Genomic DNA, 13,714 nt, shown 5'->3' with positions numbered 1-13,714 from the left:
CTATAGAGACAGGAGGCATAAGCATGGACGGTAGAGACTGGGGTACATTTTTACTTCCTTATGAACAAGCGGTAGAGGAATTGAAAGTCAAGTTTAAGACAATGCGGGCGGAGCTGAAGAAACGGGAAGAGTATGCCCCGATTGAATTTGTTACCGGTCGTGTCAAAAAAATATCCAGTATTTTGGAGAAATCCAGACGACTGAATGTGTCGCTTGATGACGTGGAAACAGGCATTGAGGATATTGCAGGTATCCGCATCATGTGCCAGTTCGTGGATGATATCCGTCGGGTTGCCGAGTACATTCGGGGCCGCAAGGATCTCACGGTTTTAATTGAGAAAGATTATATTACGAATTTCAAAGAGAGCGGCTATCGCAGCTTCCATATGATTATTGAGTATCCCGTTCAGACGGCTCTGGGACAAAAGAAAGTATTGGCCGAGATACAGATCCGAACGCTTGCCATGAATTTCTGGGCTACCATTGAACATTCTCTGAGTTACAAGTTTCGGGAGGGTTTACCGGATGACATGCGCGCCAGACTGAAAAAGACGGCTGAGGCCGCTTTTGTACTGGATAACGAGATGTCAGCGATTCGTTTGCAGATCCTGGAGGCACAGAAGGCCTTTGAGGATGATTCCAATATCGTGTCAAGAACATTGAATATTATTCATCAATTATACTTCTACCATCTTGTCAGTGAAGCGATTGAGGCACAGAAGCGCTTTAACGATTGCTGGGAACAACACGACATGGAAGGACTCAAAGACTTGCTGGATGACGTGAAAGAACTTCTGAACAACGCCAGAAAGGGCGAAAATCCGGATGAGCATCTATGAGTCACTGTACATTGACTACTTAATTTACTTCAATCGGGATCAGGATTATTTCGAGTGCCATGAGGTGCTGGAAGAATTGTGGCTTGAACGGGACCGCGATTCTCTCTATAAGGGATTGTTGCAGATTGCTGTTGGTTTGTACCACTTCAGGAATGGCAATCTCCGCGGAGGCATAATGATGTTACAGAGTTCAGTTGATCTTCTGGAACCTTATCCTGATACAACTCTGGGCATTGATCTTGGGGTTTTGGTACAGGAAGTAAAGAAACTCGTGAAGGAACTGTCTGAATCCGACGCTCAGTCTGTGACTTACAGGGATTTGTCCATACGGATTATTGATGAGGCACTGGAACAGGAGATACTTAGGAGATCGCTTGAGCTGAAGCCTAATATTCCACAGCGCCGGAGTCCCACTAGAGGACGAATTTACGAAGAGAAGATGAAGGCGATGGATCAGGGCAAAAGTTGAACATAATTAACGTTAGCGTCAAAATGAGCATTCCTTGGACATGAAGTTCCATGTATATGAAACACCCCGATGATTCCTTGTAAAGGGAAAGATCGGGGTGTTTTTTGAATATTGCGTCATATTCAGATCATTGCAGATGGTATGCCTGTCCTTTATCGGAGCAATACCGGGTGACAGCAGTATCTTACTGCGGTTAGTGTCGATATTGAACTATCCGTTAGCTTGCCGAAGGAGTGGAACTGCCTTTGTATTTTTGGAAAAATTGTTTGTAATCGTCCAGCGTATAGCCTTGGTCACTGCCATTCTCTTGCAGTCCGCCAACCATACGGTCCTTCTCGACACCAGCCTCATAGTATACGAGTGTAGGCGTGAATTCGATGTTGTAATCCGTCCATCCAGCTTCGAATTCGCGCAGATTGAACTGCGGAAGCTCGATGCCTTCACTGTCAACCAGCGGCATCAACTGTGGTGTAGTGGCACGGCAGTGTGAGCAGTCGGAAGCGAAGAAGTAAACAAAGAAGCTATCTTTGTTATCGATTTTTGCTTTGAGATCAGCGGGCACAATAATTTGTTGATAATTGGGATCGCTAAGCAACTCCCTTGTAGCTGGATTAAGCTTGGAGGCAGCGATGCCATAAGCATTCTCTACCGTATCCATCTGTTTCTTGGATTGCTGGTCTACGACAACCAGTGCTGCAATCATAATGATTAAAATACCCAGGAAAATAAGGATCGCAGCACTTTTCTTTTTCTTCTTGGATTTCATTGGACATCCCCCATCGATCATATCGAAATATAGTTTTGGCAAAAATAAAGGTTGGGATAATATGCATAAACACCCGAATTTTTGCTCAGAAATCAATCTACTTGCCATTATACTACATTACACGCTGTAGTGGAATAGATACGATATGATAGGAAAGCACAGTCTGGATATGATAAAATAAAACGATAATGCAATCTTACCAAGACAGGATGAGTGGGAATATGGGTGTAAAGCTACCTTTGATATTTGCCGAGCGAATGAAAAGTTTGCTTGGCGATGAGTTTGAACAATTTATGAAATCTTATGAGCAGTCTCCCCATGCGGGGCTGAGAGTGAATACGTTGAAAATATCGATGGAGGAATTCGATGAGATTGCTCCGTTTGATCTAAGATCAATTCCGTGGTGTGAGACAGGGTTCTATGTACCACATGGTGTTAAACCGGGTCTGCACCCTTATTATCATGCAGGTCTGTATTATATACAGGAACCAAGTGCTATGGCTCCCGTTGAATTATTGCAAGTGGAACCTGGAGATCGTGTGCTTGATCTGTGTGCAGCTCCGGGAGGAAAGACGACACAAATTGCAGCAAAGCTGCAAGGCAAGGGTGTACTTGTCACGAACGATATCCATGCTGAACGTACCAAAGCGTTGGCCAAGAATGTGGAATTGTACGGGGTGCGAAATGCCGTTGTACTGAATGAGTCGCCCGAGCGGATCGCGAATGCGTTTCCTCATTATTTTGACAAAGTATTAATTGATGCACCTTGTTCAGGTGAAGGCATGTTCCGCAAAGATGAAGACATGGTGAAATCGTGGGAACATCATTCAGTGGATAAATGTGTGATAATGCAGCGCGATATTCTCGAAACTGCGGCACGATTGCTGGCCCCGGGAGGAACAATCGTATATTCCACATGTACCTTTGCGCCGGAGGAAAATGAAGCGATGATTGCAGAGTTCCTGAATGTAAACCGTGATTTCGTTGTAGTGGACATTCCAGAAGAGACAGGATTCGCTCCAGGACGTCCAGAATGGGTGCGTCAGATGATGCCTGAGAAGGCAGAAGAGACGAAAGCTGTGCTGGATCAAACGCGTGGTACCGCAAGATTGTGGCCTCACCTTTTGGAAGGAGAAGGGCATTATGTCTCTGTACTACAGCATCGTGTAGGGCAAGGATCAGTAAAAGATCAACCGGGAGTAGTTAAAGAAGGAGCAATGGAGTGTGGACAGGTCGCGGATGTGTCCAGGATTGAAGCAGAGGGGAACCAGGATCACTCTATTGCTGCTTCTTCAATTGCTATGACCAAGGCTGATCGTAAAAAAGAGCGTTTGATGCGAATCGAATCCAGAGCGTCCCATGACAGACAGACCGGTGACGGCAAGAATCCGGGTAGGCATGGCAAGAAAGGCAAAGATCACGGTGGTCGAAAGTCGGACCGGGGTAAGGGACGCGGAGCGGATCAGGCGAGTATTGACCCGGTTGAGATCTACACTCAGTTTATGAAAGAACAACTGGAGGTTGAGCTCGTCGGAGAAACGGTATGTTACGGAGATCGTGTGTATCAATCGCCAGTTGGGGCAGCCCGGTTGGAGGGACTGAAAGTCATTCGTCCAGGCTGGTTTATGGGCACGATCAAGAATGGTCGATTTGTTCCGTCGCACCCGCTTGCGTGTGCTCTGAATGCATCGGAGGCACGGCGAAGTGTGAGTCTGTCATCCGCTGATGGCGAAGCCGTGAGGTACCTCAAGGGTGAAACGTTGAATATTGAAGAAGAACGAGTGGTGCTCAAGGCGGATACGGTTGCCAAAGGGTATGTTCTTGTATGTGTAGATGGTTATGCTGCTGGCTGGGGAAAATGGCTGGATGGTGTACTGAAGAATGAATATCCGGCAGGCTGGAGGTGGACATCGGTATGAGTGGAAAAGGCAAACAAACGTTGCGTCTGGATAAGATATTGAGTCATATGGGTGTGGGAACACGGAGTGAACTCAAAAAGATGGTGAAGCAAGGCAGAATCCATGTAGATGGCAAAGTGGTGAAGGACAGCGGTGTGCAGGTGAATCCGGAGGTTAACGTCATCGAGGCTGATGGGGAGCGAATTGTGTATCGGGAGATGATCTATCTGATGCTGCATAAACCTCCAGGTGTCGTGTCTGCTACCGAGGATAACAGAGATAAGACGGTGCTGGACTTGCTCCGGAAAGAGGATCGGGTCTTCAATCCGTTTCCTGTTGGACGACTGGATAAGGATACGGAAGGACTACTCATTCTTACCAATGATGGTCCACTTGCGCATGATCTGTTATCTCCACGCAAGCATGTGCCCAAAACCTATGAAGCCCGTGTACTGGGGAATGTGGATGAAGAGGATGTGCAACGTTTCAAAGCCGGGATTCAGCTGGATGATGGATACGAGACATTACCTGCGGAGCTGACAATACTTGGTCAGGAAGAGACGGAAGAAGGCACGATATCGTTGATCTCGCTTGTTATTCACGAAGGGAAATTTCATCAGGTAAAACGCATGTTTCAGGCGGTAGGCAAACGTGTGATTTATCTGAAACGCGTAGCCATGGGTGACTTGGAACTGGCTTCCGATCTTGCTATCGGAAGCTATCGTGAACTAACCGCAGAAGAGCTGAACCTTCTGCGGAAGTGAAGCTCCCGTCCTTCGCGAAGCGGAGCAGGGAGTTGTGGAGGGGAGCGAAGCCCCAAAACTAGGCGCCGCAGGCGAGAAAGCTCCCGCCCTTTGCGAAGCGGTGCAGGGAGTGGTGAAGGGAAGCGAAGCCCCGAAACTAGCCGCCGCAGGCGAGAAAGCTCCCGCCCTTTGCGAAGCGGAGCAGGGAGTCGTGGAGGGGAGCGAAGCCCCGAAACTAGGCGCCGCAGGCGAGAAAGCTCCCGTCCTTCGCGAAGCGGAGCAGGGAGTCGTGAAGGGGAGCGAAGCCCCGACACTAACCGCCGCAGGCGAGAAAGCTCCCGCCCTTCACGAAGTGGAGCAGGGAGCCGGGCAGAAAGCGAAGCCTTGCCCGTAATGGTCCCGGTTAAGCTTGGGCGGGACCGCCGCTGACCAGCGGTGTGCCCGGCAACAAGCGTTCCTACGGCAACCGTCACATAGCAAGACCCGACCTCCCGCCGGTGAGCAAGACGGGAGTCCAGAGGGCAGAGCCCTCTGGGGCCCTCCCTCGGAAGGGAGGGTTTGGGTGGGTGCGACTACTAAACAGATGAGGATGAAACCAAAAATGACCATTAAATTAATTGCACTTGATGTAGATGGAACACTGCTCAATGATCATCATGAACTTACTGAATGGACTCAAGAGACCTTGATCCAAGCTTCCCGTCAGGGAGCGGAGATCGTTCTGTGTTCGGGTAGAGGTCCGGCCAACACGATTCCTTTTATGGAACAGATGGGACTTGATGGATATGTCATTACACATAATGGCGCCGTAACAGCACAGGTGGATACACGTGAAGTGGTTCATCATTTTGCATTAGATGGACAGGGACTTGAGCGCATCATCACCTACTGCCGGACCAATGGAGTGCATTTTGACATCAATACGGCTTTTGGCCTGTATGTCGATCAACCGGAAGGTTTGGGGTTGCAAGTGCGTGAGATGTACTACAACTTCATGGCAGAGCCTATGAAGCTACCCAAGTGGGTTGACATGACAGAGCCGCTGGCCAAATTCACTGCATTTGGTCCTATTGAACAGATGGATGCTGTACTGCAGGAGTGGTCTACCTGGAATCTGCCTTATTATATGACACGGAGTGGTGACTTTTTTATTGACTTGATGCATCCCGAAGCGTCCAAAGGCGCTGCGCTCAAAAGGCTTGCCGAATCGAAGGGAATCTTGCCTTCGGAGATCATGGCGATCGGTAACTACTTCAATGATATTACGATGCTGACCTTTGCAGGCAAAGGCATTGCCATGGATAACTCACCGGATGAGGTGAAAGCTGCCGCAGACGAGGTGACACTCTCCAATAATGAGCAAGGAGTGGCACACGCAATCCAAAAATATGTGTTATCCGTCTAACGTTCTGTCTGCTGATCTTAGTTCTGAAATGAATGTCTGCCTCATAATCTACCGTCCTCAGGGGCATCCTAAGAGAATAACGTTAAGAATGGAGGACAGGTTATGAAACATGAGGTGGAATTGGTTGCTGACCTGCGTACATCAGGTGGTGAAGTACAGGATGTAATGGTCAATGGACAATATGCCGGGTCACTTTTTGTGGTATACAGAGAAGGGGATCGCTTATCCGGTAGTCTTCAGATCGATGAGGAGTCTCTTCCAGATGATGTAGAAGAACGTATTGTGGAAAAAGTGCATGCCTATGTCCGATCTCTCGCGGACGCGGTGGAAGCTGCATATTATGAAGTGCTGGTCAGTTGTGGCTCATTACATTCGGTTCTGCACATGCCTGAGTCAGAGTCGTTTTGGTCATCCGAGGATATCATTTATGATGAAGAGAGCGATGACGATAAAGACAGTGTTGAAACGAAGGTCATTCCTGGTGCACAAGCCGAATCGTTTACATATGAAGATCGGGATCATGTCCTGGAGATGGAAATGATAAGCGCAGGACGCAGCATCTCAACATATCTATTTAATGATGTCGATGGACAGGAACTTGCGGAAGCTTCCTTAAAACAATATGGTGCTGACGCACAAGGCGAAATACACTGGTACGATGAGCCTGATGAGAATCAATTGGAAGCCGCGGCAGAGTTGCTGGTCAGGGAGCTGGATGAGGACATCATTGATACGATTACAATCCGCATGTGGCATCAGGGCAACGAACTTGAGACGCTAGAGTGGATACATCGCGATTTTTCCGAGGAGTATGAGGATAGCGATGAATCGGATTTGGATGAGTTGGAAGCTGCCGAAGAAACTTGTTATGTCATGCTGAAGCGTAAGGATCGGGAGTTCAGGGTATATGAGCTGTTTCTTCAGGAGCGAGGTGGATTGCCTGTGGGTACAGCAACCATAGACACTTCTCATTCTGATCTGACGGGATACATTGAATACGAGGTTCCTGGAACCAGCATGCAGCGCAAGAGTCTGGTCGAAGTGCTAATGCAGGAGTTGGACAAGGAAATGGAGTTTGATACTCTGCACCTGACGATGTTATATCGAAACCAGATTATTGATGAAGCCAGAATAGACGGGTAAAAGGCAGCTGCCTTTTACCTTTTTTTTTGTTCTCATTTTGACGAAAAATCCATTTCCCGGTATAGTACCATTAGTTTAATAGAGATCAGGAAGCGGAGGATACCATGATGCACTCATTCAGAATCAGCAGCGAATTAATTAACGATGGTTTTCAAGCGGTTCAGGCGAAGCCGGAAGATACGGAGGATGTAATGTCGCTGCTAGTGGAGACAGCCGAATGGTTACAGAGCCAAGGTTCTTCCCAATGGAACGCTTTGCTTAAAGGTGAAGATTCACATGATACGGCAGGGGCAATTCGGCGTGGAGATGTTTTTGTTTTCAAAAAAGGTGCGGACGTAGCGGGAATGGTTATCCTTATGGTTCAGCCAAGCCCGTGGGATATTCATCTCTGGGGTACCAAAGCTCACGCCGAGGATGGCGCAATCTATCTGCATCGTTTGGCAATTCGACGGAAATATGCTCAGAGCGGTCTGGGGCAGTCGATATTGCAATGGTCCAGCAGTGGCATTCAGTTTGAGGGCAAACATACGGTTCGGTTGGACTGCGGAGCGAGCAATGTGACGTTGAATGCTTTTTATGCGCGAAATGGGTATACCTTTTTGGGAGAGACAGATGGTTACAGTACATATGAGAAGCCCGTGGAGCTGCTCAGCTAAAAATTGGGCTATCTAACGAACGCGTTGCGGACAACCATAAAGATTGAAGGATCGTGGCTTTTTACTTCTGAGGGGCACAGTTCGTGAATATGTTGTATATACGACTTGGTGAACAAACAGCTGATTCAGATTAACCTGAATGAGCATAGCAGTGCAAACAGGTGATCTTCACTGGAGGCTTGCGGCGTCTAATGTAATATAGATGTTCTGGCTTCCCTATGTCATAATGGACAGTAGAGCAATACGCAGACAAGAAAGAAGATGTGCATCCATTCAAGGATGAATAATTGAGAGGGATTCTCATTTTGCATCTTTACTGAACATATGTTCTGATATATCATGAATGTATATGCATTGAAAGAACGTAAGCAAGAAAGGGGGAAACTAACGGTGAAATTGCTGCAGGCGCTTTTCTTTCCTCCGGAGCAGCCCGGAGGTGTATCCTCTATGATCCCGTATATGCAGGAGAGGTTTACAACCCCGAGGTGGGAAATGGATCTGTTCTCGTTGCCGAAACGTATTCGCAACAAGGGCAGAGAAGAAGTTCAGTTCGAAACATTCGATTGGACCGAATATCAGGACAGTCCTGTTGTCCAAAAATATATTCAAACCTATCGTGATTACCTATGGTGGACCAAACTGCGTATTCAGAAGCCCTATGATCTGATTCATGCTCACCACCCGATTGCGGGACTTGCAATGAAAACGGTTTTCCCGGATAAACCCCTCATCCAGACGATTCACTCCAGTTATGAACGCGAATTAATTCTGAATGGACGTATTGAAACGGATGGGCCAGAGCATCGATTTCTGCTTGCGATATACGGTGAGCTGGAGCATCAGGCAGAACGCCTCTTAACGGTCTCGGATTCGTTCCGTCGTTATCTGGCCCCCTACGTGAAGGACCCTGATGTCATTGGAGTGATCCCCAATGGATTCGATGAGAAGCGGTTTAAGCCAATTCCCCATGATAATGCCATACCACAGCTGGTCACGGTATGTCGGCTTGTTCCAGCGAAAGGATTGGATATTCTTTTCAGGGCTTGTGCAGAACTGAAGGGCCGAGGTCATGATTATGTGTTACATATTATTGGAGACGGGCCGATTCGTCCTGACCTGGAAGAATTAGCGCAGCGGTTGGGCATTTATAATGAGACCATTTTCTATGGTTATACACTTCACCCTGAGGAATTCATGCCATTCTTCGATATTTTTGTATTGCCTTCACGGGCAGAAGCATTTGGTTCTGTCTTTGCAGAAGCGGCTCTGAGTTGCCTGGCTCTTGTCGGCACGGATGTAGGTGGTATACCCGAACAGATCGAGAATGGTAGCAATGGGTTGCTTGTACCCGCAGAAGATCCTTCTGCGCTGGCTGAAGCGCTCGAAAAGGTAATGCTGGACCCGGCTTACCGTTATGAGCTTGCCCGTTCGGCGTGTGAAAAAGCCAAAACACATTACTCTCTCGGCAGGTCGGTGAATGAGCTGAAAAAGATGTACTTGCAGTTTCCCAGTCAAGCCTAGAAAAAAAGAGCAAAGAAGTGCAAGCCGCTGTGCGAAACAGCGGCTTTTGTTATCCTCAAGGAAAGTACGCGGGGTGACCTAGGGTCATCAACCAATTGATATTTATCAACATAATGATATACATAACCGTGAAGTTTATGTATTGTTGCGTCCACGAAAGGTGCCCGAACGGTTTAGCACTAATTTGGCAGCCCAGATTACTGCCATACTTCCAAAGATAGGGTAAAGGATGGATAGCAGGGAACTGAATCCAAACTGACTGAGTGAGTAACATAACAGCATAATGGTTAATGTAATGAAACGGGGGTGTACACGTATGTGTTGTCTGAGTTGCAGAGTCATTCCATAGATGTCTGCTACAAACGTACTGAATATTTCCATGAAAATAAGGGATACATATACGGATTGCACTGCCCATCCAAGTTGAAAGGCAATGCTGCCCATCGGAATCTCGAATTGAATGATGCCTGGCATCTGAGCCGACATGGCGAAGTGAGCTGCCATCAGCATGAAACCTACGCCAATTCCGCCGAGTACTCCGCCCCATTTGAGGACATTCCGACTGCGAATCTGGTTACCCAAGGGTACTAGTACGGCCTGGGCCAACACCAAATTAAACGAAGTATACAGCAGTGGAGACAACCACACCTGAAAAGGGCTTGAGTCTGTCGTCAGCGTTATGAATCGGAATGCACCTGGATGATGCAGGGTGCTAGTTATCATGAGCAGAGATAACAGGAGCATCATGGGCACGACGATGCTATTCATCTGAAGGATGGCCTGAATGCCGCGACCAAGAAGCAGATATGAACCTACAAGTGTGACGATCAGACCCGTCTGATAATGCAAACCCAGATGTTCAACAAACACGGAACCTGCTCCGGCAAGCATGACACTGTTCACGCCGATGAGAATGAGAAGGATCACCCATGTGATCCATTTGCCCGCTTTGTGGCCAAATAAATGTTTGTTCAAATCCTCATAAGAGCGGGAACCGGTATCGTGAGCAATGAGCATCATTTTGGTACCTAACCAGACAAAGAGTATGGTGGATAAGCCTATGGTAATGGTGGCCCATTTGCCATACTGGGTAAAAAACTGCAATATTTCCTGCCCTGTTGCAAAGCCGGCTCCGACCACCGTTCCAATGTATGTAAATGAGATCTGCAGCACCCGAAATGCCTGTTTCATGTGTTTCCCCTCTCAGGCCCCTAAATAGTTTGGACATGCGGGTGCCATGGTACAAGGTATGCTTGACCCACGAAAGTCATGACAATGGATAGCAAGCTCTGCTTGAATAGCACCTTAAGGACAGCACCCTGGCAATTTCGCTTGAACTTATAGATAGATATATGATACTTTTACCTCATAGGATAGGCTTGGGAGGTCAAATCATGGAAGTATTGAAACAACGAATTTTACAAGAAGGTGTTGTCATCTCGGACCAGGTGTTGAAGCTGGATGGTCTGTTGAACCACCAGATTGATCCTGCACTAACGATGGAGATGGGACGGGAGTTTGCTGCCCGTTTTCGTGAAAGTGGAGTGACTCGGGTAATCACGGTAGAATCCTCAGGAATTCCGGTTGCTTTTGCCGCAGCCCATGAACTTGGGGTACCGCTCGTATTCGCTCGTCGCAAAAAAACGCTTCTGGCTGATCCTGATGCTTACTGTGAACGCGTACCGTCCTTTACCAAAGGAATCGTAACCGACATTATGGTTTCCCGCGAGTTCATTCATGAGAATGACCGCATTTTGTTCATTGATGATATCATTGCTAATGGAGATGCCGCTCGTGGAGTGATCAAAATTATTGAACGTTCCGGTGCGGAACTCGTCGGATTCGGCGTTGTGGTCGAGAAATGTTTTCAGGCGGGGGCCCGCACGATTCGTGAACAGGGTATTCCGGTGGAAGCCTTGGTACGTATTCGTTCCCTGAACGATGGAACGGTACAATTTGACGATAACGAAATGTGACATTTTAAAGGAATAGGGCCTATTTTTAGAACTATGCCTTTGCATGACCGCGGATTTCATTTATAATGGGGTTATGTTAGGGAGAGGAGGCAACACCATGGGGAACCAACCGGCAACAGAACAATTTTTTATTGATAAGCTGGCGGAATCGAAAGTTCATTTTGAACGTGCCCTGGATTGTAAACATACGGAATTCGATGACCTTTATCCCTATATGATTGAACATCCTCAATTTTTCTGGTACAAACGCTATGTTGCCTGGTCAGAATTACTGACGATTGTAGGCTTGTGCGAAGAGTTGTCCTTCTCTTGGAAAGAACAATTTACACCGCATCAAGTGGAGTACCTTGAAGAACGTGTGATGTCCGCCAAAGTGCTTGATTTTTGGTTCGAGAAGAACGACAGCAAAGAGCACGCGCAGCGGTAACTTTCAGTCGGGACATAATTTCGAATGACATGACAGTCCAATACAGTCACGTGAGACCTAAATGACATTTCATTTTAGGTCTCTTTTTGTAAATAAATTTGGAATATAGGAGCCATGAACATGATCAGTGATTCAGAACTGGACGCTCTGCGTCTGTCAGGTGAGAAAGTAAGAGTAGTGAGGGACGAGCTGGAAACTAACGATGTAACCGGGATTGTGGTTGCCTGGGATGGTGAGCAGGTACTTATCCGTCGTCGGAATCGACGTGTTGTTAAGCTGGATCGCAATTACCGATATCAGTTGTTCAGCGAGCCGCGCCAAAGTTTACTTAGTGAGTAACCGTATAATTTCGCTAGAACATGAACATTTAATTGTTTGCAATTACCATGATTTCTTGGCATAAATGACTTACTCGGGTGAGAAGATAGGTACAGTGAGGAAATCTGTAACTATAGCCGAGAGGATGTGCTGCAAATGACATTGATGAATGATAAAGTTCATGCCTACAAGGATCAGATTGGAGCATTAAGCGACGTGCTGCCAGGTGTGGTGAAGTCGTATCATGAGTTTACCGGAGAATGTTTTCAGCCTGGCGTAATTGATGCGAAGACGAAACAGCTCATTGCGCTCGGAATTGGCCTATTTGCTAACAATGAGGTATGTACCTTCTATCATGTGGAAGAAGCCCGTGCGAAGGGTGCTACAGATCAGGAGATCATGGAGACCGTTGCAGTTGCTGGAGCTGTCGGAGGCGGACATGCGCTGTCTCAAGGCGCAATGCGAGTGCAGAAGGCGTTGCATTAAATACAGGTAAGGTAGTACAAGGATTGGTCCATACATGACTAGCTAAACAAAAGAGGAGGTTCCGGGTGATCCGGAGCCTCCTCTTTCTATATCATACCTACATTTTCCCTAACATTTTATCGTACATAAACTGTCCAGTCACCCGACGTGCTGTTACGTAACGATCATTAAAATAAGGATTCGACAACTTGGTGATGCTTACCCCTTTACTGCTGGAAGCATGAGCGAATTGTCCGCCACCGATATATACACCTGTATGTGAAATGCCTTTGCCCATCGTATTGAAGAACACCAGATCACCTGTGCGAATGTTACTTTTGGATACCGGAGTACCTGCCTTGGCTTGCTGCTGCGAAGTACGTGGCAATTCAATGCTGTATTTGTTGAAAAGATATCTCATAAACCCGGAACAGTCGAAGCCAGCCAGCGTCGTGCCACCCCACTTGTAAGGTATGCCTGTCATGTTGTTCACTACGGAGTTAATACTGCTTGCCTCTGTGCTTGTTGCCCCGGATGTAAATAGTACAGCTGCTCCAAAAATGGAGATAATCAGTTTTTTCAAAATAAATGTTCTCCCTTCGATGCCTACGGAGTTAGCTAAGGGTTCGGTAGAAGGTTCCCTATATTTCCTATGTATAAGAATAATTCACCCAAATTGGTTCCCCCGTTTTCAAACATGAAACTCGGCAATGAATAATTAAGTTTTTGTAACTATTTGAAACTATATTGCATAAATGCGTAATTGTCAAACCCATTTAAAACCCTTCGTTTTACCCCAATGTTATCGGAATTACGGTTTTTATATGAAAGAGGGGATCAAGTTTGGGTATCATTCATGACAAAAACGTCACTATTGATTCGTTGAAGGTGATTTTGGACAAATAAATAAGTTTGTCATGAGTTAAAAGAACTATTCCGTTATGTAGAATTAAAGAGATTATATTGATTAAGTTGCATATATTGACAAAAATCGATTTTTTGCATATTATCGTTTTATCCAATCCACATATTGGATGGAATTTGATTTTATTGTGCGATGAATTCAAATAAAGGAGGTTTGGGGTTCG

At 46.7% G+C, this 13,714-nt stretch carries 16 protein-coding genes and 1 riboswitch; of the genes, 12 read left to right on the top strand and 4 right to left on the bottom strand.

Going from position 1 to position 13,714, the window contains the following annotated elements; all coding sequences use genetic code 11:
* The first annotated feature begins 23 nt into the window (after positions 1–23).
* Together yjbM and AC4G47_RS20250 are read left to right on the top strand one after the other, a co-directional pair.
* Entirely contained in the window at positions 24–839 is an 816-nt protein-coding gene (gene yjbM, locus AC4G47_RS20255; protein WP_458126247.1) for a GTP diphosphokinase, read from the top strand.
* Positions 826–1,308 carry a DUF309 domain-containing protein gene (locus AC4G47_RS20250; protein ID WP_491102358.1) on the top strand — a complete coding sequence of 161 codons (483 nt, stop codon included), beginning with the start codon at positions 826–828 and terminating at the stop codon, positions 1,306–1,308. The genes yjbM and AC4G47_RS20250 overlap by 14 nt, the downstream gene beginning before the upstream one ends.
* Positions 1,309–1,525: 217 nt before the next feature.
* Here the strand turns inward: AC4G47_RS20250 and AC4G47_RS20245 are convergent, their stop codons facing one another.
* Entirely contained in the window at positions 1,526–2,074 is a 549-nt protein-coding gene (locus tag AC4G47_RS20245) for a thioredoxin family protein (protein ID WP_491102357.1), read from the bottom strand.
* A gap of 221 nt (positions 2,075–2,295) precedes the next feature.
* On the opposite strand from AC4G47_RS20245, the gene AC4G47_RS20240 reads away from it, so the two are divergent.
* Positions 2,296–3,993, top strand: coding sequence for an RsmB/NOP family class I SAM-dependent RNA methyltransferase (locus AC4G47_RS20240; RefSeq protein ID WP_491102356.1), 1,698 nt, complete (start codon positions 2,296–2,298; stop codon positions 3,991–3,993).
* On the top strand, positions 3,990–4,736 hold the full coding sequence (locus AC4G47_RS20235; RefSeq protein ID WP_491102355.1) for a pseudouridine synthase: 747 nt from the start codon (positions 3,990–3,992) through the stop codon (positions 4,734–4,736). Before AC4G47_RS20240 ends, AC4G47_RS20235 begins: the two co-directional genes overlap by 4 nt.
* Here the strand turns inward: AC4G47_RS20235 and AC4G47_RS20230 are convergent.
* Positions 4,691–5,188, bottom strand: a complete 498-nt coding sequence (locus tag AC4G47_RS20230; protein ID WP_491102354.1) for a hypothetical protein — start codon at positions 5,186–5,188, stop codon at positions 4,691–4,693. The genes AC4G47_RS20235 and AC4G47_RS20230 overlap by 46 nt on opposite strands.
* A gap of 128 nt (positions 5,189–5,316) precedes the next feature.
* Here AC4G47_RS20230 and AC4G47_RS20225 point away from each other — a divergent pair, with 128 nt between their 5' ends.
* From AC4G47_RS20225 to AC4G47_RS20210, 4 genes are all read left to right on the top strand, one after another.
* Positions 5,317–6,120 (top strand): Cof-type HAD-IIB family hydrolase, encoded by an 804-nt coding sequence (locus tag AC4G47_RS20225; protein ID WP_491102353.1) that lies wholly within the window; start codon positions 5,317–5,319, stop codon positions 6,118–6,120.
* Positions 6,121–6,222: 102 nt separating this feature from the next.
* Positions 6,223–7,263, top strand: a complete 1,041-nt coding sequence (locus AC4G47_RS20220) for a hypothetical protein (protein WP_491102352.1) — start codon at positions 6,223–6,225, stop codon at positions 7,261–7,263.
* Between the two features lie 107 nt (positions 7,264–7,370).
* The gene (locus AC4G47_RS20215; protein ID WP_491106750.1) at positions 7,371–7,919 is read left to right on the top strand and encodes a GNAT family N-acetyltransferase; all 549 of its coding nucleotides are present in this window, start codon (positions 7,371–7,373) and stop codon (positions 7,917–7,919) included.
* Between the two features lie 390 nt (positions 7,920–8,309).
* The gene (locus AC4G47_RS20210) at positions 8,310–9,440 is read left to right on the top strand and encodes a glycosyltransferase family 4 protein (protein WP_491102351.1); all 1,131 of its coding nucleotides are present in this window, start codon (positions 8,310–8,312) and stop codon (positions 9,438–9,440) included.
* Positions 9,441–9,575: 135 nt separating this feature from the next.
* Here the strand turns inward: AC4G47_RS20210 and AC4G47_RS20205 are convergent, their stop codons facing one another.
* Positions 9,576–10,631, bottom strand: a complete 1,056-nt coding sequence (locus tag AC4G47_RS20205; RefSeq protein ID WP_491102350.1) for a YkvI family membrane protein — start codon at positions 10,629–10,631, stop codon at positions 9,576–9,578.
* Positions 10,632–10,834: 203 nt separating this feature from the next.
* Here AC4G47_RS20205 and AC4G47_RS20200 point away from each other — a divergent pair, with 203 nt between their 5' ends.
* The 4 genes from AC4G47_RS20200 (at position 10,835) to AC4G47_RS20185 (ending at position 12,647) form a co-directional block, all read left to right on the top strand.
* Positions 10,835–11,416, top strand: coding sequence for a xanthine phosphoribosyltransferase (locus tag AC4G47_RS20200; RefSeq protein ID WP_145319258.1), 582 nt, complete (start codon positions 10,835–10,837; stop codon positions 11,414–11,416).
* Between the two features lie 97 nt (positions 11,417–11,513).
* The gene (locus AC4G47_RS20195) at positions 11,514–11,843 is read left to right on the top strand and encodes a hypothetical protein (protein WP_024629266.1); all 330 of its coding nucleotides are present in this window, start codon (positions 11,514–11,516) and stop codon (positions 11,841–11,843) included.
* A gap of 120 nt (positions 11,844–11,963) precedes the next feature.
* Complete coding sequence (locus AC4G47_RS20190) at positions 11,964–12,182, top strand: hypothetical protein (protein ID WP_491102349.1); 219 nt, start codon at positions 11,964–11,966, stop codon at positions 12,180–12,182.
* Positions 12,183–12,317: 135 nt separating this feature from the next.
* Positions 12,318–12,647: a carboxymuconolactone decarboxylase family protein gene (locus AC4G47_RS20185; protein WP_017689352.1), complete on the top strand. Its 330-nt coding sequence runs from the start codon at positions 12,318–12,320 to the stop codon at positions 12,645–12,647.
* A 97-nt stretch (positions 12,648–12,744) separates the two neighbouring features.
* Here the strand turns inward: AC4G47_RS20185 and AC4G47_RS20180 are convergent, their stop codons facing one another.
* Positions 12,745–13,209 (bottom strand): C40 family peptidase, encoded by a 465-nt coding sequence (locus tag AC4G47_RS20180; RefSeq protein ID WP_062833670.1) that lies wholly within the window; start codon positions 13,207–13,209, stop codon positions 12,745–12,747.
* A gap of 5 nt (positions 13,210–13,214) precedes the next feature.
* Positions 13,215–13,346, bottom strand: a riboswitch (cyclic di-AMP (ydaO/yuaA leader).
* Positions 13,347–13,714: the final 368 nt, after the last annotated feature.

Source organism: Paenibacillus sp. Negev47 (assembly GCF_058313655.1).
The sequence above is the reverse complement of the archived record's forward strand: the minus strand, read 5'-3'. Positions and strand labels throughout refer to the sequence as shown.